This is a genomic window from Nonomuraea maritima (assembly GCF_900100395.1).
Taxonomy (GTDB): domain Bacteria; phylum Actinomycetota; class Actinomycetes; order Streptosporangiales; family Streptosporangiaceae; genus Nonomuraea; species Nonomuraea maritima.
Genome location: NZ_FNFB01000006.1, coordinates 55,741 through 76,167, shown reverse-complemented (window position 1 = coordinate 76,167; position 20,427 = coordinate 55,741). Strand labels below are relative to the sequence as shown.

The window sequence follows — 20,427 nt, the reverse complement described above, 5'->3', positions numbered from 1 at the left end:
AAAAAAACCGACAGGCTTGCCACACTTTGCGCGTACGGGTGGACACGTTCCGCGTTCTTGGGGAGAACGGGCGTTTCTACCAGGTCGCCACGAGCTCGCCCGCCAGGTACCTGCGCGCGTTCTCGAGCTGCACCCGGTTGATGGTCTTGATGCGGTCGAGCCTGGCCCGGTTGTCGGCGATGATCCGCTGCTGGCTGTCTCGGTACGCCGCCCGCCGCGCGGCGTAGTAGCCGGTGGTGTCCCGGCACGCCACGTCGGCGGTGGCCGTCGCGATCTCGGCCGCCGTCACCTTGCGCGGCTGCCCGGACTTCGCCGTACGGGCCCATCGCGGGTCCGCGACGGCGGCCCCCGCGTAGGGGTAGTCGAAGCCCTCGTCCTTCATGCAGTCGCTCCACACCTGCTCGGCCCGGCGGACCCGCGGATCGGCGGACGCCTGGCCCGACGCGTCGTTGGCCAGCAGGAAGAAGTCCTGCTCCTCGCGCACCCTGGCGGCCTTGCTGCCGAGCAGGCCCACCGAGCCCTGGTCGAGGATCGCCTCCGTCCGGCGCAGGCAGCCCCCGGCCGGTACGGCCCTGCCGTGGAACTTCCCGCGCTTGCCCTCCAGCACGACGATCTGCTCGTCCGACACGGGATAGGTGGTGTAGTCGATCACGGGCGGGCTGGGCGGCCCGGCGTAGCCGTAGATCTCCACCTGCCGGTCGCCCAGCCAGCCGAGATAGGCCGCGTTGCGGTGCTCCTCCGGCCCGCGAGCGCTCGGCGGCGAGGGCTTCAGCTCCACCCCGTACGTACGCGTGCAGTCGGCGAGCAGCCGGAACCGGACCTCGTCCACCACGCGGCGCTCGGCCGCCGACAGGTCGTAGGCGTCGAGCGGGAGGGCGAGGTCGAAGCCCGCGTCGCCCGCGCCGCACCCCGAGAGGGCCGCCACGAGCAGCACGGCGACGCCACGCGCAACGGTCACTGCGGAACTCCGTCTGACGGCATCGGCACCTCGCCGATACTGCCACCCGGCGCCCCGCCCGGTGCGCAGGTACACCACTACTGGCTTGACAGGCGGAACGGGTGCGCTCAGCGTTGCGGCATACGCGCCACTTCGAGGGGGTTCCGTCATGGCCGTACACGAGATCCGCATCAATCCCGCACTCCCCCTGCGTGACGAACCAGGCACCGGCCACAACCGGTGGCATCCGGACATCCCACCCGTCGTCCGCTGCGCCCCCGGCGACGAGGTGGTCATGGAGACCCGCGACGCGTTCGACGGCCAGATGGGCCCCGACGCCACGCTGAAGACCGTCGAGGCCCCCGACCTCGACCTCGTCCACCCGCTCACCGGCCCCGTCCACATCGAGGGCGCCGAACCGGGCGACCTGCTGGAGATCGAGATCCTGGAGGTCGTCCCCGACGGGTACGGCTACACCGTGCAGGTGCCCGGCTTCGGGTTCCTGCGCGACGAGTTCCCCGAGCCGTTCATCGTGCGCTGGCAGCTCGCGGACGGCTGGGCGGTCTCCGACGACCTGCCCGGCGTCCGCGTCCCTGCCGCGCCGTTCATGGGCACGATCGGCCTCGCGCCCGGCCACGACTCGCTGGCCAGGATCACCGCCCGCGAGCAGGCGGCGCTGGCGCGCGGCGGCTTCGTGCTGCCTCCCTCGCCCGCGGGCGCGGTGCCCGCCTCCCCCGCGGGCGCGGCCGGGCTGCGCACTATCCCGCCGCGCGAGCAGGCGGGCAACATCGACATCAAGCAGTCAGGAGCCGGTACGCGGCTGTACCTGCCGGTCGACACGCCGGGCGCGCTCTTCTCGGCGGGCGACGCGCACTTCGCGCAGGGCGACTGCGAGGCGTGCGGCACGGCCATCGAGATGAACGCGACCCTCCGCGTGCGCTTCCACCTGCACCCCGGCGAGGCCGCCGCCAAGGGCATCCGCGCCCCGCGCTTCGCCCGCTCCGACTACTGGGTGGCCCCCGAGTACGCGGCCCCGCGCCGCTTCTACGCCACGACCGGCATGTCGGTCACCCGGGACGGCGAGGTCTTGGCCGAGAACGCCACCCTGGCCGCCCGCAACGCCCTCCTCGACATGATCGACCACCTCGGCGAACGCGGCTGGACGGCGCAGCAGGCGTACGCCATCTGCAGCGTCGCCGTGGACCTCAAGGTGAGTCAGCTGGTCGACGTCCCGAGCTTCCTGGTCTCGGCCTTCCTCCCGGAGGACATCTTCACCGGCTGAAGGTGGGGGCGAGTGCTCGGGCGAGCCGCTCCGTCCAGGCGCTTGCCTCGCCTTCGACCTGCGGGTACTCCCCCTGGAACTCCGGCCAGTCCACGTCCAGCGCCCGGATCGCGTCCGGGCCGAACTCCGCCACCTCCCGTTCGGTGAGCTCCTGCGACAGCGACAGCACCTGCCGCAGGAGCTCCGGCGGGAGGGTGAACCGCTCGGCCAGCAGCACCGCGTCGTACAGGTCCTTGCCCTGCGGATACATGTCGGTGGCCAGCCAGAGCAGCTTCCAGGCCAGCGAGAGCTCGGGCGTGGCCGCCTGGACCAGCGTCGGGTCGCCGCCCCCGGCGCGCGGGATCAGCGCGGGCTCCGGCGGCGCCGGCAGGCGCTCGTCGAAGACGAAGTCGAGCTGCACCGTGCCCGGCGGCAGGTCCTCGGCGTGCCAGGTGAACAGCAGGCGGCGCCCGGGGGCCCGCTCGTAGGTCCAGATGTCGTCCACGGCGATGTCGCCGGCGTCGAGGGTCACCGTGCCGGACACCCGCGGCGCGCCCGCCACCGCTGCGATCAAACCCTTGAACATCGCCGCCGTGAGCGGGCTCTCCAGGGTGACGCTCTGGGGTACCACCACCCAGTCGAGGTCACCCGGGTCGCGAGCCTGCTCCCCGATCCACGCCTCCAGCAGGAGGCTGCCGCGCAGGACGAGGTTCTCGCACCACGGCGACCCGGCGACGACGCGGACCAGATGGTCGATGACCGTGCGGCGCGCCCATCGCCATCGGCGTCCGGTCTCCTCGTCCGCGAAGACGGGCTCGCCGGCGCGGAACGCGTGGACGAACTGCTTCAGGGCCGGGTCGAAGATCGGCGGCTGACGGACCTGGCCGCCGTGCGCGGCCGGAAGGTACGTCCCGGGGAAGTGGGGAGAGCCCCGCTCAGGGGTCCGCTCGCCGCCCCACCGCTCCCATGACGTGGTCATCGCTCCTCGATCCAGCCGGCGTCGATCGCGGGGTTGTCGTCGTGCACGACGAACTCCCGCTCGGTCTCCTGCACGGCGAAGCCGCGCGAGCGTAACTCCGCCACGAGCGCGTCGAGACGCCGTCCCGCCTCGGCGAGGCCCACGCCCCGGCAGCGCTGGGTGACGAAACGCTCGTGCGTGCCGTCGTCGCGCCGCCTCCTGGCGTTGCGCGACACGTGCGCGGCATGCCGTCCGCCCACCTCCGCCAGCGCGGCCACGTCATCGCGCGCCACGACCTTCACGTGATGCTCGAAATAGCAGCCGGCCAGCTCCACCGCCTCTGACGCGCTGCGCGGCACGTCCTCGTTCCACGGCGCGGCCTCGATCTTGACCCGGGCGACCGCGAAGCCCTCACCCCGCAGCCGGGCCACGCAGGCGTCCGCGGCGACCCGCTGGTCGGTGAGCGTGCCGCGTCCGGCGAGGGTGACCATCGGCTGGGACGGCACCTCGCCCCTGGCCAGCACGATGTGCGTGAGCTTCGCATCGTTGCCCGCCGCCCACCGCGCGAGGCGCTCCACGTCGTCGCCCTCGGCCGCGACCGTCACGTGAACGTCGAAGACCCCCGCGAACTCCGGCACCGGGGCTAGATCGACACGCCGGGCTGCATGAGGCGGCGGGCGGCCTCGGTGACGGAGCCCGACAGCGACGGGTAGACCGCGAACGTGTGGGCCAGCTGGTCGACGGTCAGCCGCTGCTGGACGGCCACCGACACGGCGAGGATCAGCTCGGACGCGCGCGGCGCCACCACGACACCGCCGAGCACGATGCCGGTGTGGGGGCGGCAGAACAGCTTGACGAACCCGTCGTTGAAGCCCTGCATCTTGGCCCGCGCGTTGGTGGCCAGCGGCAGCTTGACCACATTGGCCTCGATCTCGCCCGCCTCGATGGACTGCTGCGACACGCCGACCGCGGCGATCTCGGGGTCGGTGAAGATGTTGGAGGCCACGGTGGCCAGCCGCAGCGGCTGCACGGCCTCGCCCAGCGCGTGCCACACCGCGATGCGGCCCTGCATGGCCGCGACGGAGGCGAGCATCAGCACGCCGGTGCAGTCGCCGGCCGCGTAGACGTTGGGCGCGGACGTGCGCGAGACCTTGTCGACCTTGATGAAGCCGCCCCTGTCGAGCTGCACCCCCGCCTCCTCCAGCCCGATGCCGGAGGTGTTGGGCACCATGCCGACCGTCATCAGCGCGTGCGACCCCTCGGCCGTGCGGCCGTCCTCCAGGGTCACCACCACGCCGTCGGCGGTGCGCTTGACGGACGCCGCCCGCGACCGGCCCATGACGTTCATGCCGCGCCGCCGGTAGACCTCTTCGAGCACCTCGGCGCCGTCGGCGTCCTCGTTGGGCATCATCCGGTCGCGGCTGGAGACGAGCGTGACCTCCGCGCCCAGCGACCGGTAGGCCCCGGCGAACTCTGCGCCCGTCACGCCCGAGCCGACCACGATGAGGTGCTCGGGCAGCTCCTGGAGGTCGTAGAGCTGCCGCCAGTTGAGGATGCGCTCGCCGTCGGGCTCGGCCCCCGGCAGCACGCGCGGGGTGGCGCCGGTCGCGATCAGCACCATGTCGGCCCGGATCGTACGGTCGCCCGCCCGCACCACCTGCGGGTCGACGAGCCGCCCGCGCGCCCTGACGATCTCGACGCCCTCGGCCTCGAGCCGGGTCGAGATGTCGGCCGACTGCGCCTGCGCTAGCTCCTTGACGCGCTTGTTGACCAGCGGCAGGTCGACGCCGACCGAGCCGACGTCGCCGTCGGTGCCGCCGGTGAACGACACGCCGAGCGAGGCCGCATCGAGGAGCGCCTGCTTGCGGACGGAGGTCGCGATCAACGTCTTGGACGGCACGCAGTCGGTCAGCACGCACGCGCCGCCGGGGCCGTCCTGTTCGACCAGCGTGACGTGGGCACCCAGTTGGGAGGCGACCAGCGCTGCCTCGTAGCCGCCCGGTCCGCCGCCAATGATCACGATGCTCGTCACCGTTCCATTGTCCCGTACGTACCGGACTGCACTGCAACCGGCCTCTGACCACTTCCGGAGGAGGCGTTCGCGACCTGGGATGGTCGGGATTTTCATCTGATTTGCCGTTTAATACCGGCATGCAGGAGGACGATCTCCGCGTGTGCCTGCGGGTGCTCGCCGAACTGGCCGAGGCGCCGCACGACGACCCCGATCTCGTACGCGTCCAGCAGGCCGTCAGCGCGTTCACCAAGCGCACCCGGCAGAACGCGCGGGCCGCGGAACGGCGCCGGCGGGTGGCCGAGGACGCCGCGGCCCTGGCGAGCCCTCGCCCCGGACCCCGGACGGAGGCCCACGCCGTCGTGCCGCTCCAGGAGGGCCGGGCGGAGTACCCCCCGGCGGCCGGCAGGTGGTCGCCGGTCGGCTCCGGCGACAAGGTGCGGCGGTGCTACATGTGCAAGAGCCATTTCCTGGGCGCGGGCCGGCTGTGCCCGCCGTGCGACGCCGAGAACCGGGCGCACAGGCACGCGCGCGCCGACCTCACAGGCAGGCGGGCCGTGGTCACCGGCGGCCGGGTGAAGGCCGGGTTCGAGCTGGTGCTGAAGCTGCTGCGGGACGGCGCCGAGGTGACCGCGATCACCCGGTTCCCGCATGACGCGCGCCGCAGGTTCGCCGCCGTGCCCGACAGCCCCGACTGGGCCGCCAGGCTGACGGTCACCGGGATGGACCTGCGCGACGTGCCCACGCTGCTGCGCTGGTGTGACGCGCAGGTGGAGGCGGGCCGGCCGCTGGACATCCTGGTGAACCTCGCCGCCCAGACCGTACGGCCCCCGGCGCAGTCATATGCGGCGCTGCTCGCGGCCGAACGGGCCGCCGAGCTGACCGCCGGGCCCGCCACGGTGCTCACCATGGAACTCGCCGCCGCCGACCGAGACGGCCTGATCCCCGATCTGTCGCCGGACAACTCCTGGACGCGCCTGGTCGAGGACGTCGATCCGGTGGAGTTCCTGGAGGTGCAGCTGATCAACGTCACCGCGCCGTTCCTGCTGCTCGGCCGGCTCCGCCCGCTGCTGGAAAGCTCGCCGCACCCCCGCAGGTACGTGGTGAACGTGTCGGCGGCCGAGGGCCAGTTCGACCGGCGCTACAAGAGCCCGGGGCACCCGCACACCAACATGGCCAAGGCCGCGCTCAACATGCTGACCCGCACCAGCGCCGACGAACTGGCCACCCACGCCGTCTACATGACCAGCGTGGACCCCGGGTGGTTCTCCGACCAGCAGCCGGAGCCGGACCGCCGCCGACGCGCCGCGGCCGGTTTCCGCCCGCCGCTGGACGACGTGGACGCGGCGGCCCGCGTCTACCACCCGATCGTGTGCGGCGAGCGCGGCGACCCGCCGTACGGGTGCCTGCTGAAGGACTACCGGGTCGCACCCTGGTGACCGGTCAGGCAGCCGCGGCGCCCGCGGCGACGAGCAGCTCGGGCAGGGTGCCGACGAAGCCGCGCGCCAGCAGCAACAGCGCCACCGTCCACGCCTTCGGCCGTCCGCCGAGGTTCTGGTGCACCAGCTCGGCCAGCCGGCGCAGCACCCGCGGATCCGGCGGCGCCGCCGGGCCGGGCGCCAGCACGGCGTCCGGGGACACCATGGACAGCACGTCGTCGGCCGACAGCTCGCGATGCCGCAGCGCGTCGGCCACGCGCGGCCCGTAGACGGCGGCGGCGTCCCAGTCGGCCCACCGCGAGGGCGAGCGAAGCCGGTGGCGGGGACCGTGGCCGGTCTCGTCGCAGAAGAACGGCCGCAGGACGACGTCCCCTGCCCTGCCGGTCAGCGTGCGGAGCGCCGCCGTGCCGCGCAGGCCGGGAATCCACAGCGACTCCGCGTACAGCTCCAGGGCCTCGGCGGGGAGGACGGAGGCGATCTGCTCGGCCGTCAGGGTGCCCGCCACGAAGCCGTTGCCCGCCACCTTCACCGCGGCGGGCGCGCCCAGCAGCGCCAGGCGCTCGCAGACGTCCGCGAGCAGCTCGGGGGTGGGCGCGGTCACGAGCGGCGCCACCTCGGGGTGGTCGGAGACGGCCTGCCGGAGCAGCTCGTACGGCGTGTCGTGGCGCAGCGCCAGCAGCCGCGCGACCGGGTAGGGGAAGGGCCCCTCGCGCCGCCGCCGTTCCGGCTCGGCCGCCAGCAGGGCCGTCCAGTCGATCCGGGGCGCGCAGGGGTGCCGGCGGTGGACGACCGAACGCACCAGCGCCGCTGACCCCAGCGGGTCGCGGCCCGCCGCGTCGCCCAGCTCGGCCACCGAGGTGAGCCATTCCGGCCGCCGCACCCTCTCGCTCAGCTCACGGAGCCGCTCGGCGCCGTCCTGACTGCGCAGCGCGGCCCGTACGTACGCGCCGACGCTCGGCTCGGACTCCTCCGGTCCCCAGCGAACCCCGGGCAGCCGGTCCTCCAGCTGCCGCAGCTCGGGCGAGCGGTGGGTGTCCAGCAGCAGCCGGCAGGCCCGTACGGCGCCGTGATGCTCCGCGCCGGGGCCGAGCGCGCGCAGGGCGTGGGCGGCGATGTCGGGGTCCGGGGAGTGCAGGAGAGCGTTCAGCAGCCGTACGGAGCCGGCTTCCCGCAGGACGTGTTCCGGCAGCGGGACCGGGGTGACGCCGTCGCGCCGGGAGGTCTGGCCGGCCAACTGCCGCAGGACGTTGCGCGGCGTCGCGGGCGACAGGAAGAGCGCGCCGTTGACCTCGGGGTCGTCCAGGTCCAGCACCCGGCCGAGCAGGCACGACTTCGGGTCGTACAGTGCCGGATCGGTCAGCAGGTCGGCGGGCGGGCGGCCGGCGCGCCGCAGTGACGCCTCGACGACCGCCTGGTTGAGCATTCCGTAACTGGTGTGGGCCCGCGTGGTCAGCGTTCCGAAGCTGGTGTAGGCCTCAGAGGTCAGCGGGTCGCCGAGCAGCGCGTCCAACTCGCCGGGGGTGGCGAAGCGCAGCAGGCCCGCGGCGCAGGCGCGGATGTCGGCCGCCCAGACCCGGGCGACAGCGGCATAAGTCACGGACCGACACCGTACGGGGTTGGAGATCACCTCCGCCACCGCCGGCATGCCTGACCGTCGCGTGACACGGCTTCGTACCGGAGGTGGGACGACTCGGCCGCGGGGCGTGACAGGATAGCGCGGTAGCTGGATGAGCATCACCCGTCGAGAGGGGTGGGTCGTGGCTTGGCTTTCGCACTCGGGGAAGCCGAATGACCGCAGGCTTTACGCTGCCTACGGCTCCAACACGGATCCGGAGCAGATGGCCATGCGTGCGCCGCATTCCCCGATCTGGGGTGTGGGCTGGCTGCAGGGCTGGCGGTTGACGTTCGGCGGCTACGACACGTCCTGGGAGGGCGCGCTCGCGACGATCGTCGAAGATCCCGACGAGCAGGTGTTCGTGGTCCTCTACGACGTGCCCGAGTGGGAGGAGACCTCGCTCGACCAGTGGGAGGGCGCGGTGCGCGGGGCCTACCACAAGGTCCGGCTGCGCGTGCAGACGCTCGACGGCGAGGTCGTGGCCTGGTTCTACGTGCTCGACGGCTACGAGGGCGGCCTGCCCTCGGCCCGCTACCTGGGCAGCCTGGCCGAGGCGGCCGAGCGCGCCGGCGCACCCGACGACTACGTCAAGGAGCTCCGGCAGCGCCCCTGCACGTCGATCTGAGTTCAGAGCACGTAGCGCGTGAGGTCGGCGGTGAGCAGGTCGGTGAGGAAGGCCGCCTGTCGCGGGTCGTCCCAGTCGCCGACCTCGCCGCCGTTGACGACGGTCCACACGCCCCACTCCAGCAGCATGTAGACGAGAGCGGTCGGCCACAGCTCCCGCTCGGCGTCGGTCAGTGACACGTGGGCGAGGTAGGCGTCGCGGAAGGCCGTCCACTCCTTCTCGTCGAACAGCCGCGCCGGCCCGCCCACCAGGTCGTTGTGGAAGAGCAGCACCGCGAGGGCGAGGTCGAGCAGCCGCGGCAGGCGTTCCCCGTTGTCGGGGTCGACCAGCACCGGCCCGGTCCCGGCGTACACGAGGTTGACCGCCTTGTAGTCCATCGACGCGTCGGCCACGGGCAGGGCGGCGTCGCGGATGGCCGGCAGCGTGGTGGTCATGAACGACCCCAGCAGCGGGGTGAACCGGGCGAGCACCTCATCGCGCAGGTCGGGCCGGTGGGCGGCGAGCACCTTGTCGAGCCCCGTGACGTCCTCGGCGACCGACTCCTCGTCGTGGTCGGGCCACTCGAAGTCCGGCAGGCCCGTCGAGTCGGCGGCGTCACCGGCAGCGTGGAGGCGTCCGAGCAGGTCGCCCGCGGCGCGGACGTCCGACGGCGAGCCGTCGTAGGCGCGCCCGTCGATCCACGGGTAGGCGACCCAGTCGTCGTCGCCGATGCGGTGCGGCCCGGCCACCGGCGTCACCACCGGCAGCCCGGCGCCCGCGAGGTGGCGGACCCAGCGGCCCATCTCCTCGGCCGCGTGGGTGCGTTTGACGGCGACGGGCACTCCGTCGACCACTCCGCGGAACACCGGCGCGTAGGCGTAGAGCGAGTCCTGCGGCTCGATGCCGAACCGCAGGAACACGTCTGCATATTCCGTCATATGGGCGACTCTAACGACGGGGGGAAACGCTTACCACCGAATTCAGCTCAGGGGCTTGCCGCTGGTCTCCTTCAGCACGAACACGTAGACGATCGTCGAGACCAGGGCCAGCGCCGACATGTACCAGGGGAACAGTTCGGGGTTCCCTGCCTCCTGGAGGGCGGTGCCGATGAACGGCGCGGTGCCGCCGAAGATCGCGACGGTCAGCGAGTACGGGAACCCCGCGCCCGCCGCCCGCACCCTGGTCGGGAAGAGCTCGGAGTTGACCGCCGCCGAGATGGAGGTGAAGCAGCCGAGGAACACCATGCCGACGAGCTGCACGACCAGCAGGCTCGCGTACGCGTCGGTGAGCAGGCCGAGCAGCGGCACCGGCAGCAGGAGGAACCCTGCCCCGAACGTGATGAGCATCGGCCGGCGCCCGATCCGGTCGGAGAGCATGCCGAGCAGCGGCTGCAGGATCATGAAGAAGACCAGCGAGATCGTGCCGATCTGGAGCGACTCGGCCTTGTCGAAGCCGACGGTGATCTGCGCGTACGTGGGCAGGAAGCTGGTCCAGGTGTAGTACGCCACGGTGCCGGCGACGGTGATGCCCACGATGGTGGCCGCCGACCTCGGGTGCTGCTTGAGGAAGTCGAACATGCCGGGCCGCTCGGCCCTGCCCTGCCGGATCTCCTCCGCCACCGCCGAGGTCTCGTCGGCGCCGCTGCGGATCCACAGGCCGACGAGGCTGAGCACGGCGCCGACGACGAACGGGATGCGCCAGCCGTAGCTGTCCATCTCGGCCGTGGCGAGGACGGTGGCGAGCACCGCGGCCAGACCCGAGGCCAGGAGCTGGCCGATGGTGGTGCTGACGTACTGGAAGCTCGAGAACAGGCCGCGGCGGCCCTCGGGGGCCGACTCGACGAGGAACGTGGTGGCGGCGGCGAACTCGCCGCCGACCGACAGGCCCTGGACGAGCCTGGCCAGGGTGAGGATCGCCGGCGCGAGCACGCCGGCTGCCGCGTACGTGGGGGTCAGTCCGACGATCAACGACCCGACGCCCATGAGGACGATGGTGAACGTCATGGCGGCCTTGCGCCCGTACCGGTCGGCGAACGCGCCGACGACCAGGCCGCCGAGCGGGCGCATGAAGAACCCGACGGCGAAGACGGCGAACGAGCTGAGCAGCGGCACGAGGCTGTTGCCCGAGCTCGTCGGGAAGACCTGCGCGGAGAAGTAGGTGGCGAGGAAGGTGTAGGCGTACCAGTCGTACCACTCGACGACGTTGCCGATGCTCGCCGCCATGAGCTGGCGGACGCGGCTCTTCGGGATGCCGAGCGGTGACGGGGCGGTGGGGGATGTCGCCACGCTGCACTCCTTTACTGACGTGTACCGGATGCCTTACTGTGCAAGTCGGAGACCAAAACAGTCAATTGTCGTGGAATATATTTATCTTCCCGACACAGAGATGGCTTCAGGTGGACGTTCTCGACCGGCGGCTCGTCGCCGCATTGCAGGTGAGCCCGCGCGCCTCCTGGGGCGAGATCGGTCGCGCCGTGGGCGAGCACGAACGCACGGTCGCCCGGCGGCTGCAGCGGCTGATCGCCGACGGCGTCGTCCGGGTCACCGCCATCCACGACGACCTGCGCACCGGCCACGGACGCCCGGTGCACCTGCACGTCCAGGTACGGCCGGGCGCCGCCGGCCACGTGGCCGGGGCGCTGGCCGAACGGCACGACACCCGGTCGGTCTACACGCTGACCGGCGCCGCCGACATCGGCTGCGAGCTGGTCGCGCCCACCCGCGAGGACCTGCACCGCATCCTGTCCGAGCAGCTCACCGGCATCGACGGGATCGAGCGGACCCAGGCGCAGGTCGTGCTGCACACGTTCCGTACGGTGGCGGAGTGGCACGCTCCCTGTCTGACCGAGCAGGAGGTGGCCGAGCTGCGGCCGGCGCTGCCTCCGGCGTGCCTGCCCGACGAGGACGGCCTGTCGCCGCTGGAGCAGCAGATCGCCGACCTGCTGGTCGCCGACGGGCGCATCGCGTTCACCGCGGTCGCCGAACGGCTGGGGCTCTCGCTGCCGACCGCCCGCAGACGGCTCACCTCGCTGATCGAGCGGCGGCTGCTGCTGCCGCGCGCCGAGGTGGAGCCCGCGCTGCTCGGGCTCGAGGTCGAGGCGATGCTCTGGCTGAAGGCCCGTCCGCACGGCCTCGACCGCGCCGGCCGGCAGCTGGCCGCGCACCCCGACGTGCGCTACTGTGCCGCGACCACCGGAAGTCACTCCCTCATCGTGCAGGTCGTCGCGGCCCACGAGGCCGACCTCTACCGTTTCCTGACCGGGGTCGTCGGCCGGCACGACGAGATCACCGACATCGACCTCACCCTGATCACCCGCGCCTACAAGCGCGGTCATCTGCACAAGTCCGGACTGCTCACCTTGGACCACCGTTGGGAGACGCCATGACACCCGCCCTGTCCGCCGCCGAGAACGAGGTCGCCGACCTGTGCGTGGAGCTCATCCGCGCCGACAGCAGCAACTACGGGGACGGCAGCGGCCCCGGTGAGCGCGCCGCGGCCGAGGTCGTCATGGCCAGGCTGGCCGAGGTCGGCATCGAGGGCACGTACATCGAGAGCGCGCCTGGGCGCGGCAACGTGATCACCCGGGTGGAGGGCTCCGACAGCTCGCTGCCCGCGCTGCTCGTCCACGGCCACCTGGACGTCGTGCCCGCCAACGCCGCCGACTGGTCGGTCGACCCGTTCGCGGGCGAGCTGCGCGACGGCTACATCTGGGGCCGCGGCGCCGTCGACATGAAGGACATGGACGCGATGATGCTGGCCCTGCTGCGGCAGCTCAAGCGCGAGGGGCGCAAGCCGCGCCGCGACATCGTCTTCGCGTGGGTGGCCGACGAGGAGGCCGGCGGCGTGTACGGCGCCAAGTACCTCACCGCGAACCACCCCGAGCTGTTCGAGGGCGTGACCGAGGCGATCAGCGAGGTCGGCGGCTACTCGCTGGAGGTCGACCCGTCGCTGCGGCTCTACCTCATCGAGACGGCGCAGAAGGGCCTGTCGTGGCTCAAGCTGATCGCCGACGGCACGGCCGGGCACGGCTCGATGCTCAACTCCGACAACGCCGTCACCGAGCTCGCCAAGGCCGTGGCCAGGATCGGCGAGCACGACTGGCCGCTCACCTACACCGCCACGGTGCGGCAGTTCCTCACCGAGGTCGCCGACGCCTTCGGCATCCCGTTCGACGAGAACGACCCGCAGCCGATCCTCGACAAGATCGGGCCGCTCGTCCGGTTCGTCGGCGCGACGCTGCGTCACACCACGAACCCGACGCAGCTCGACGCCGGTTACAAGGCCAACGTCATCCCCGGCCAGGCCACGGCCGTTGTCGACGGGCGCTTCCTGCCCGGCTTCGAGGACGACTTCTTCAAGACGGTCGACTCGCTGCTCGGGCCGAAGGTGCGGCGCGAGTTCATCCACCACGACATCGCGCTGGAGACCACGTTCGACGGCGCGCTGGTCGAGTCGATGATCGCGGCGCTGAAGGCCGAGGACCCGACGGCGCGGGCGATCCCGTACTGCATGTCGGGCGGCACCGACAACAAGACGTTCTTCGCCGACCTCGGGGTGCGCGGGTTCGGGTTCGTGCCGCTGCGACTGCCCGCCGACATGGACTTCGCGTCGATGTTCCACGGCGTCGACGAGCGGGTGCCGGTGGAGGCGCTGCAGTTCGGCGTCCGGGTGCTCGACCGGCTGCTCCTAAACTACTGAGACGTGACCAAAGACGCATACTCCCTGGCCGGCGAGGCCGCCGCGGCGCTGCGCAGCGCCGCGGCGCTCGACACCTTCGACGTGGCGCTCGTCATGGGGTCGGGGTGGGTGCCCGCGGCCGACGCCATCGGCGAGACCCTGACCGAGATCGCCTTCTCCGACCTGCCCGGCTTCCGCGCCCCGGCGGTGGCGGGACACGGCGGCACGATCCGCGTCGTCCGCACCCCCGGGGGCCGTACCGCGCTGATCTTCCTCGGGCGTACGCACCTGTACGAGGGCCTCGGCGTCGACGCGGTCGTGCACGGCGTGCGCACGGCGGCGGCGGCCGGCGTCCGAACGCTCGTGCTGACCAACGCCGCCGGCGGGCTGCGTCCCGAGACGCAGGACGTCGGCGACCCGGTCCTGATCAGCGACCACATCAACCTGACCGGGGCCAACCCGATCACCGGCACCACGTTCATCGACCTCACCGAGGTCTACTCCCGCCGCCTGCGCGACCTCGTCCGCGAGATCGACCCCGGCATCGCCGAGGGCGTCTACGTCGCCTTCCGCGGCCCGACGTACGAGACCCCTGCCGAGATCCGCATGCTGCGCACGCTGGGCGGCGACATGGTCGGCATGTCCACCGTCCTGGAGGCCATCGCCGCCCGCGAGGCCGGCCTCGAGGTGCTCGGCGTCTCCCTGGTCACCAACCCGGGGGCCGGGCTGTCCGGCGAGCCGCTCAACCACGAGGAAGTGCTGGAGGTCGGCCGCGCCACGGCCGCCCGCATGGGCGTGCTCCTCGCGAAGGCGGTGGACCGCCTGTGAGCGGCCTGCTGGCGCGGGCGCGCGACTGGCTGGCCCAGGACCCCGACCCCGACACCCGCGCCGAGCTGTCCGACCTCATCGAACGCCAGGACCTCGCCGCCCTGCGCGAGCGGTTCGCGGCCAAGCTGGAGTTCGGCACGGCGGGGCTGCGCGGCGAGCTGGGCGCGGGCCCGAACCGGATGAACCGTGTCACCGTCATGCGCGCCGCCGCCGGGCTGGCGGCGGTGCTCGGGCCGGGCAAGCACGTGGTCATCGGCTACGACGCCCGGCACAAGTCCGACGTGTTCGCCCGTGACACGGCCGCCGTGCTGACCGGGGCGGGGCTGCGCGCCTCGCTGCTGCCGCGGCCGCTGCCCACGCCCGTCCTGGCCTTCGCCGTACGCCACCTCGGTGCGGACGCGGGGGTCACCGTGACGGCGAGCCACAACCCGCCGCGCGACAACGGCTACAAGGTCTACTGGGGTGACGGCTCCCAGATCGTGCCGCCGATCGACGCGGAGATCTCGGCCGCCATCGACGCCGTGGGCCCCGTGGACGAGCTGCCCCTCAACGGCCCCGGCGAGCTGGTCGAGCTGGGCGAGGACGTCGTCGCCGCCTACCTCGACGCCGTGACGTCGCTCCCCCTCGGCGACGCCCGCGACCTGCGGGTGGCCTACACGCCGCTGCACGGCGTCGGGGCGGACGTGCTGACCCGGGCGTTCCTGGCGGCCGGGTTCGAGGCGCCGATCGCGGTCGCCGAGCAGCGCGACCCCGACCCCGACTTCCCCACGGTGGCCTTCCCCAACCCGGAGGAGCCCGGCGCGATGGACCTCGCCGTCGCGCTGGCCGCGCGGACGGGCGCCGACCTGGTGCTGGCCAACGACCCCGACGCCGACCGGTGCGCGGTGGGCGTGCCGCTGCCGGACGGCGGCGTACGCATGCTGACCGGCGACGAGGTCGGCGGCCTGCTGGCCGAGCACGTGCTCGCCCACACCACGGGCGACCGCCTGGTGGCGACCACGATCGTGTCCTCCACCCTGCTCGCGAAGATCGCGCGGGCGTACGGCGTCCGCTACGGCGAGACGCTGACCGGCTTCAAGTGGATCACGAAGGCCGGTCCAGGGCTGGTCCTCGGCTACGAGGAGGCGCTCGGCTACAGCATCGGCACCAGCGACGGCCTGCCGGTCCGCGACAAGGACGGCATCGCGGCGGCGCTGACCGTGGCCGGCATCGCGGCGGCGGCCCGGCGCGCCGGCCGTACGCTGCTGGACCTCCTCGACGACCAGGCACGGCGGCACGGGCTGCACGCGACGGCGCAGGTGTCGTTCCGGGTGGCCGACGTGTCGCTGATCGCCGACGCCATGGCGCGCCTGCGCGCCGAGCCGCCGAAGACGCTCGGCGGCCTCACGGTGGAGCGGGCCGACGACCTGTCCCGCGGCGACGGCGGCCTGCCCCCGACCGACGGTCTGCGCTACCACCTGTCGGACGGCGCCCGCGTCGTCATCCGCCCCTCAGGCACCGAGCCCAAGCTGAAGTGCTACCTGGAGGTCGTCGTCCCGGTCACCACCGACGTGTCCGAGGCCCGCACCCAGGCGACCCGGGCACTCTCCGCCATCGAGCAGAGTCTCAGGGACGATACTCTCGCGCTGTAGACGACCAGATCTGGCGGTTCCAAAAGTGGAACCACCAAATCTGGCCGTACGCTCGACCCGGGAGGGTCGATGGCCGGATTCATAGGACGCGACCGCGAACTCGCGACGCTCGGCCGATATTTCGCGATCTCGCGTAGTGGGTGCGAGGCGGACGGGGTGACGCACATCGGCCCGGAGCAGTTGCTCGACGCCTGGCGGTAGGCGGGCGAAGCGCGGGGCGACGCCCGCCCGGACGCGTCAGGCTAGTCGGAGTTGCAGGTCGGTGTCCCAGTTGTCGGGGTCGGGGTCCACCATCGGGTTGGTCCGGTAGATCTCCAGGCGACAACCCCAGTGCTCGGTGCCGTCCTTCTCGGTCAGGTCCAGGGCCAGGCCCTGGCCGGTGGTCCACGCGAGGACGGACACGACGACGTCGGCCAGCCGGCCGGGGTGGCCGTGGTGGGTCTCCGTCACGTAGCGGCCCGCCGGGAGCGTGGCGGCGAAGACGTCGTCCTCCCCGTCCACCGGCTCCCGCACCGGCACCCCCGCCTGCACCACGAACCGGTCCGCGGCCAGGTCGATGCTCTCGTACCGGATGAAAGGGGCGTCGGCGGGCTGGTGGCCGCGCGCGGCGAGCCGGCCGACGATCTCGCCGATGCGGTCGGCCACCACGGCGAACGTGGTCGTGGTGACGGTCGCGCGCACCCCGAGGTACGGACGCTCAGGAACTTCGATGATTTGTGGCATGAATTCCTCCTTCACCCGTCAGTACGAGGCAAGCCCTCAGAACTCATCGGCAGGCCGAAAAAGGGGAACAGTCCCGGATCGAGGTAGGTCGTCTGCTCCGCGATCAGACCACCCTCGACCTCCATGACGACCAGGGCGAACGCCTCGCCGTTCAGGTACTGCCCGAAGGCGGGACAGCCGTTGGCCCGCGTACGGACGAGACGGGAGCCCGCGCAGGGCGCGCCGGAGGCGCTCAGCACCGCGTGGATGCTCTCCCGTCCGCGCAGCCACCACGTGAACGGCGGCATGGACGAGATCGCGTCCGCACGTAACAGGGACACGAGCGCGGCCACGTCGTAGCGCTCGAACGCCGACACGTAGCGGTCCAGCAGCGCCTCGTCCACCTCGGTGTCGGTCTCCCGGGTCGCCGGCAGCGCGGCCCGCGCCCGCTGCAGGGCGCTGTTGACGGCGGCGACGCTCGTCCCGAGCAGGCCCGCCGTCTCGGCGGCGCTCCACCTCAGCACGTCACGCAGGACGAGCACCGCGCGCTGCCGGGGCGGCAGCAGCTGGAGGGCGGCCACGAACGCCAGCCGCACCGTCTCGCGCGTGACCACCAGGTCGGCGGGGTCGAGGACGCGGGCGTCGGGCACCGGCTGGACCCACCGGCTCTCCGGGAGCGGGACGCCGAGTTCGGCTCCGGGCACGGCGGCGGGCGCGAGGTCCATGGCGCGGGCGCGGCGCTGGGGGCCGCGCAGCATGTCGAGGCAGACGTTCGTGGCGAGCCGGAACAGCCACGGCCGCAGCTGCCCCCTGGCCGGGTCGTACGTCCGTAACGCCTTGACGAACGTCTCCTGCACCGCGTCCTCGGCCTCGAAGCCGGAGCCCAGCATGCGGTAGCAGTAGCCGGTCAGCTCGGCCCGGTGCGGTTCGAAGCCGTGGGCGTGGTCCGCGGCGAGCTCCTGGGAAGGCATCTCCGGGCCGCTAGGGGACGGCGATGGCGACGACCAGCAGCACGATCGTCGCCACGACCAGGCCGATGGCGTCGTACGCCCACGTCGTGCGGACCTGCGCGGCGGTCTCGTCGCGCAGGCGGGCAGCCTCGGCGCGCTCGCGGATCTGCTCGCCCACGTAGTCGGCATGCGTCTTGCCCGCGAACGCCTCCAGGGCCGCCTGCTCGCCCTTCGGCAGCGTCGCCTCGGTCGGGAAACGCCCGCCGCGCGCCGGGGGCGCGCCGCGCCGCCGCTGCGCCTTGGCCCGCTCGCGGGCGCTGCTCATCGGCGTCCAGAGCCGCAACCGGCCCTCGTCGCCGTGGTGGACGGAAATGGCGTGCGAGACCGTCACCTCGTCGATCGCGGCCCACGGCACGAACGTGGTGCGGAACGGGTTGCGCCCCACCAGACCGCCCTCGGTGAACACGGTGGCCGGGCGCAGCGCGACGGCGTACACGAACGCCGTCAGCACCGCGAGCACGGCGAGCGCCACCAGCGACGCCTTGCCGGTGTAGCGGGCGATCAGGTCGTAGACGTTGACCGCGACGAACGCCAGCCACACCCAGCCCAGCACGAACGAGGCCCTGGAACGGTAGGTCTGTTTCACGGCTGCCACTTGATCTGTGCGAACCCTGGCTTGATCACGCCGTTGATCAGCGCGAGCCGCTCGTCGAACGGGAGGAACGCCGACTTCATGGCGTTGACGGTGAACCACTGCAGGTCGTCCCAGTCGTAGCCGAACGCCTCGACGAGCTTGGCGAACTCCAGCGACAGGCTGGTCGAGCTCATGAGCCGGTTGTCGGTGTTGACGGTGACCCGGAAGTGCAGCCGCCGCAGCAGCCCGATCGGGTGCTCGGCGATCGACGCGGCAGCTCCGGTCTGCAGGTTCGACGTCGGGCACATCTCGAGCGGGATGCGCTTGTCGCGGACGTACGCGGCGAGCCGCCCCAGCTTGGTGCCGCCGTCGCCGGACACGGAGATGTCGTCGATGATGCGCACCCCGTGGCCGAGCCGGTCGGCGCCGCACCACTGGATGGCCTGCCAGATCGACGGCAGGCCGAACGCCTCGCCCGCGTGGATGGTGAAGTGGGCGTTCTCGCGCTGCAGGTACTCGAAGGCGTCGAGGTGGCGGGTGGGCGGGTAGCCCGCCTCGGCGCCGGCGATGTCGAAGCCCACCACGCCGCCGTCGCGGTAGCGCACCGCGAGCTCGGCGATCTCGCGGGAGCGGGCCTGGTGGCGCATGGCGGTCAGCAGGGTGCCGACCCGGATCTCGCGTCCGCGCGAGCCCCGCTCGAAGCCCTCCAGCACGGCCTCCACCACCTGGTCGAGGCTCAGGCCCATGGAGGTGTGCTGCTCGGGCGCGAAGCGCACCTCGGCGTAGACGACGCCGTCGGCGGCGAGGTCTTCGGCGCACTCGGCGGCGACCCGCGCCAGGGACTCACGGGTCTGCATGACGCCGACCGTGTGCGCGAACGTCTCCAGGTAGCGCTCGAGCGATCCGGAGTCGGACGCCTCCTCGAACCACTGGCGCAGGTCGTCGGGGTCGCGGGTGGGCAGCCGCTCGTAGCCGGACTCCCTGGCGAGCTCGACGATCGTCTCGGCGCGGAGCCCGCCGTCGAGGTGATCGTGGAGCAGAACCTTGGGAGCCCGCCGGATCTCGTCAAGCGTGGGGCTCATCTGGCCATGATATGAGCATCCGCCGGCTCAGTCGCGGCCCGCGCCCTCCGGGGAGAACGCGGGCAGGCAGACGGCGATGTACTCGGCGCCTTCCGGCCCGGCGCTGTAGCGGACCTTCTCCCCCGGCGACGTCACCACCGTCTGGCCGGCCTCGACCCGGGTGACGTCCCCGTCGTGCTCGACGAGCACGACGCCGCGCAGGACGACGGTGTACTCGGTGAACGACGGCGTCTGGGGCGGTTCGTCCCAGCCGGGTGGGGCGGTCATGTGGGCGATGGAGATCGCCTCGTCGCCGCCGGCCACCCGGCCGACGTGCTCGTCGATCACCTTGCCACCGGGAACGGGGATACGGGCCGGGCCCTCGATCTTTCTCACCACGCAGGTCAGTGTGCCACGTCGATGACCAGCCTGTTCGGCGACCCCATCTCGGTGACCTTGAAGGGGGCCTTCCTGCCGAGCACCAGGGCGACGCCGACCTGCGCCTCGAAGTCGCCGGTGCGGACGACGTCGCTCACGTTGCCGAGCTTCGCCGGGTAGACCGGGCCGCCCTTCCAGGTGAGCCGTCCCTGCTCGTCGTGGGCGCGCGCGGGGAACAGCGTGAGCTGCAGGAACGCGCCGCCGCTCACGTCGGCGGGACGGCCGGAGCCGTCGTGGACGAGCTCGTCGACCCAGCGGACGGTGTAGCCGGGGACGCCTCCGTCGAGCTCGACCACGAGCCGGTCGAACGTGCCGTGGGAGGCGTAGCGGACCGCCTTCACCACGGCGGGCTCCGTGCCGCCGCGCTCGACCTCGACCTCGGCGGTGCTCATCGCCGCGTCGGGCGCCGGGGAGCCGGGGCTCGGTGACCCGAGCTCGGGCTGCGTCGTCTCGGGCAGCGTCGTCTCGGGCTGGGCCGTCTCGGGCAGGACGGTCTGCGGGGCGGTGCCGCAGGCGGTCACCACCGTGAGCCCGGCGGCCAGGGCGAGTCGGAGCGGCGGGCCGGGCACCCGGCAGCGCGGTTTCCGGCCTGCGGGCTGGGATGGCGAGCGCATGCCGGGTAGATGCCCCACCCCCCGGCCCCGCAAGCCGCGACACGCCCAATCGGTATGGCCCCAGGAC

The 20,427-nt window shown here is 72.5% G+C and carries 21 protein-coding genes; 8 read left to right on the top strand and 13 right to left on the bottom strand.

Going from position 1 to position 20,427, the window contains the following annotated elements; genetic code table 11:
* Positions 1 to 76: 76 nt before the first annotated feature.
* On the bottom strand, positions 77 to 958 hold the full coding sequence (locus BLR04_RS12865; protein WP_090763273.1) for a hypothetical protein: 882 nt from the start codon (positions 956 to 958) through the stop codon (positions 77 to 79).
* Between the two features lie 148 nt (positions 959 to 1,106).
* On the opposite strand from BLR04_RS12865, the gene BLR04_RS12860 reads away from it, so the two are divergent.
* Entirely contained in the window at positions 1,107 to 2,219 is a 1,113-nt protein-coding gene (locus tag BLR04_RS12860; protein WP_090763270.1) for an acetamidase/formamidase family protein, read from the top strand.
* Here BLR04_RS12860 and BLR04_RS12855 read toward each other — a convergent pair.
* From BLR04_RS12855 to BLR04_RS12845, 3 genes are read right to left on the bottom strand one after another with little or no spacing between them, the layout of a single operon-like run.
* Positions 2,209 to 3,177 carry a nucleotidyl transferase AbiEii/AbiGii toxin family protein gene (locus BLR04_RS12855; protein WP_090763267.1) on the bottom strand — a complete coding sequence of 323 codons (969 nt, stop codon included), beginning with the start codon at positions 3,175 to 3,177 and terminating at the stop codon, positions 2,209 to 2,211. The genes BLR04_RS12860 and BLR04_RS12855 overlap by 11 nt on opposite strands.
* Complete coding sequence (locus tag BLR04_RS12850; protein WP_090763265.1) at positions 3,174 to 3,794, bottom strand: hypothetical protein; 621 nt, start codon at positions 3,792 to 3,794, stop codon at positions 3,174 to 3,176. The genes BLR04_RS12855 and BLR04_RS12850 overlap by 4 nt, the downstream gene beginning before the upstream one ends.
* 5 nt (positions 3,795 to 3,799) lie before the next feature.
* Positions 3,800 to 5,188, bottom strand: coding sequence for an NAD(P)H-quinone dehydrogenase (locus BLR04_RS12845; RefSeq protein ID WP_090763261.1), 1,389 nt, complete (start codon positions 5,186 to 5,188; stop codon positions 3,800 to 3,802).
* Positions 5,189 to 5,307: 119 nt separating this feature from the next.
* On the opposite strand from BLR04_RS12845, the gene BLR04_RS12840 reads away from it, so the two are divergent.
* Positions 5,308 to 6,606 carry an SDR family NAD(P)-dependent oxidoreductase gene (locus BLR04_RS12840; RefSeq protein WP_090763258.1) on the top strand — a complete coding sequence of 433 codons (1,299 nt, stop codon included), beginning with the start codon at positions 5,308 to 5,310 and terminating at the stop codon, positions 6,604 to 6,606.
* Between the two features lie 4 nt (positions 6,607 to 6,610).
* On the opposite strand, the gene BLR04_RS12835 is transcribed toward BLR04_RS12840, so the two are convergent.
* The gene (locus tag BLR04_RS12835) at positions 6,611 to 8,203 is read right to left on the bottom strand and encodes a hypothetical protein (protein WP_143022026.1); all 1,593 of its coding nucleotides are present in this window, start codon (positions 8,201 to 8,203) and stop codon (positions 6,611 to 6,613) included.
* Between the two features lie 160 nt (positions 8,204 to 8,363).
* Here BLR04_RS12835 and BLR04_RS12830 point away from each other — a divergent pair, with 160 nt between their 5' ends.
* A complete protein-coding gene (locus BLR04_RS12830; RefSeq protein WP_281191417.1) occupies positions 8,364 to 8,846 on the top strand; it encodes a gamma-glutamylcyclotransferase family protein in 483 nt (160 codons plus the stop codon).
* A 2-nt stretch (positions 8,847 to 8,848) separates the two neighbouring features.
* On the opposite strand, the gene BLR04_RS12825 is transcribed toward BLR04_RS12830, so the two are convergent.
* Both BLR04_RS12825 and BLR04_RS12820 read right to left on the bottom strand, forming a co-directional pair.
* Positions 8,849 to 9,763, bottom strand: coding sequence for a phosphotransferase (locus tag BLR04_RS12825; protein ID WP_090763249.1), 915 nt, complete (start codon positions 9,761 to 9,763; stop codon positions 8,849 to 8,851).
* Between the two features lie 42 nt (positions 9,764 to 9,805).
* On the bottom strand, positions 9,806 to 11,110 hold the full coding sequence (locus BLR04_RS12820) for an MFS transporter (RefSeq protein WP_090763246.1): 1,305 nt from the start codon (positions 11,108 to 11,110) through the stop codon (positions 9,806 to 9,808).
* A 110-nt stretch (positions 11,111 to 11,220) separates the two neighbouring features.
* On the opposite strand from BLR04_RS12820, the gene BLR04_RS12815 reads away from it, so the two are divergent.
* The 5 genes from BLR04_RS12815 (at position 11,221) to BLR04_RS42300 (ending at position 16,162) form a co-directional block, all read left to right on the top strand.
* A complete protein-coding gene (locus tag BLR04_RS12815; protein WP_090763243.1) occupies positions 11,221 to 12,210 on the top strand; it encodes an Lrp/AsnC family transcriptional regulator in 990 nt (329 codons plus the stop codon).
* Entirely contained in the window at positions 12,207 to 13,523 is a 1,317-nt protein-coding gene (locus BLR04_RS12810; RefSeq protein ID WP_090763240.1) for a M20/M25/M40 family metallo-hydrolase, read from the top strand. The genes BLR04_RS12815 and BLR04_RS12810 overlap by 4 nt, the downstream gene beginning before the upstream one ends.
* A 3-nt stretch (positions 13,524 to 13,526) precedes the next feature.
* Positions 13,527 to 14,330, top strand: coding sequence for a purine-nucleoside phosphorylase (locus BLR04_RS12805; RefSeq protein WP_090763236.1), 804 nt, complete (start codon positions 13,527 to 13,529; stop codon positions 14,328 to 14,330).
* Positions 14,327 to 15,961 carry a phospho-sugar mutase gene (locus tag BLR04_RS12800; protein ID WP_245740209.1) on the top strand — a complete coding sequence of 545 codons (1,635 nt, stop codon included), beginning with the start codon at positions 14,327 to 14,329 and terminating at the stop codon, positions 15,959 to 15,961. The genes BLR04_RS12805 and BLR04_RS12800 overlap by 4 nt, the downstream gene beginning before the upstream one ends.
* Positions 15,962 to 16,030: 69 nt before the next feature.
* Positions 16,031 to 16,162, top strand: coding sequence for a hypothetical protein (locus tag BLR04_RS42300; RefSeq protein WP_281191416.1), 132 nt, complete (start codon positions 16,031 to 16,033; stop codon positions 16,160 to 16,162).
* Positions 16,163 to 16,198: 36 nt separating this feature from the next.
* On the opposite strand, the gene BLR04_RS12795 is transcribed toward BLR04_RS42300, so the two are convergent.
* From BLR04_RS12795 to BLR04_RS12770, 6 genes are read right to left on the bottom strand one after another with little or no spacing between them, the layout of a single operon-like run.
* Positions 16,199 to 16,684, bottom strand: a complete 486-nt coding sequence (locus BLR04_RS12795) for a GyrI-like domain-containing protein (RefSeq protein WP_090763861.1) — start codon at positions 16,682 to 16,684, stop codon at positions 16,199 to 16,201.
* Positions 16,685 to 16,695: 11 nt separating this feature from the next.
* Positions 16,696 to 17,634, bottom strand: a complete 939-nt coding sequence (locus BLR04_RS12790; protein ID WP_090763234.1) for a sigma-70 family RNA polymerase sigma factor — start codon at positions 17,632 to 17,634, stop codon at positions 16,696 to 16,698.
* A 10-nt stretch (positions 17,635 to 17,644) separates the two neighbouring features.
* Positions 17,645 to 18,259, bottom strand: coding sequence for a PH domain-containing protein (locus BLR04_RS12785; protein WP_143022025.1), 615 nt, complete (start codon positions 18,257 to 18,259; stop codon positions 17,645 to 17,647).
* Positions 18,256 to 19,329, bottom strand: coding sequence for an adenosine deaminase (locus tag BLR04_RS12780; protein ID WP_090763228.1), 1,074 nt, complete (start codon positions 19,327 to 19,329; stop codon positions 18,256 to 18,258). Before BLR04_RS12780 ends, BLR04_RS12785 begins: the two co-directional genes overlap by 4 nt.
* Positions 19,330 to 19,356: 27 nt before the next feature.
* The gene (locus BLR04_RS12775; protein ID WP_090763225.1) at positions 19,357 to 19,707 is read right to left on the bottom strand and encodes a cupin domain-containing protein; all 351 of its coding nucleotides are present in this window, start codon (positions 19,705 to 19,707) and stop codon (positions 19,357 to 19,359) included.
* A gap of 5 nt (positions 19,708 to 19,712) precedes the next feature.
* Complete coding sequence (locus BLR04_RS12770) at positions 19,713 to 20,360, bottom strand: AMIN-like domain-containing (lipo)protein (RefSeq protein ID WP_090763221.1); 648 nt, start codon at positions 20,358 to 20,360, stop codon at positions 19,713 to 19,715.
* Between the last annotated feature and the right edge of the window lie 67 nt (positions 20,361 to 20,427).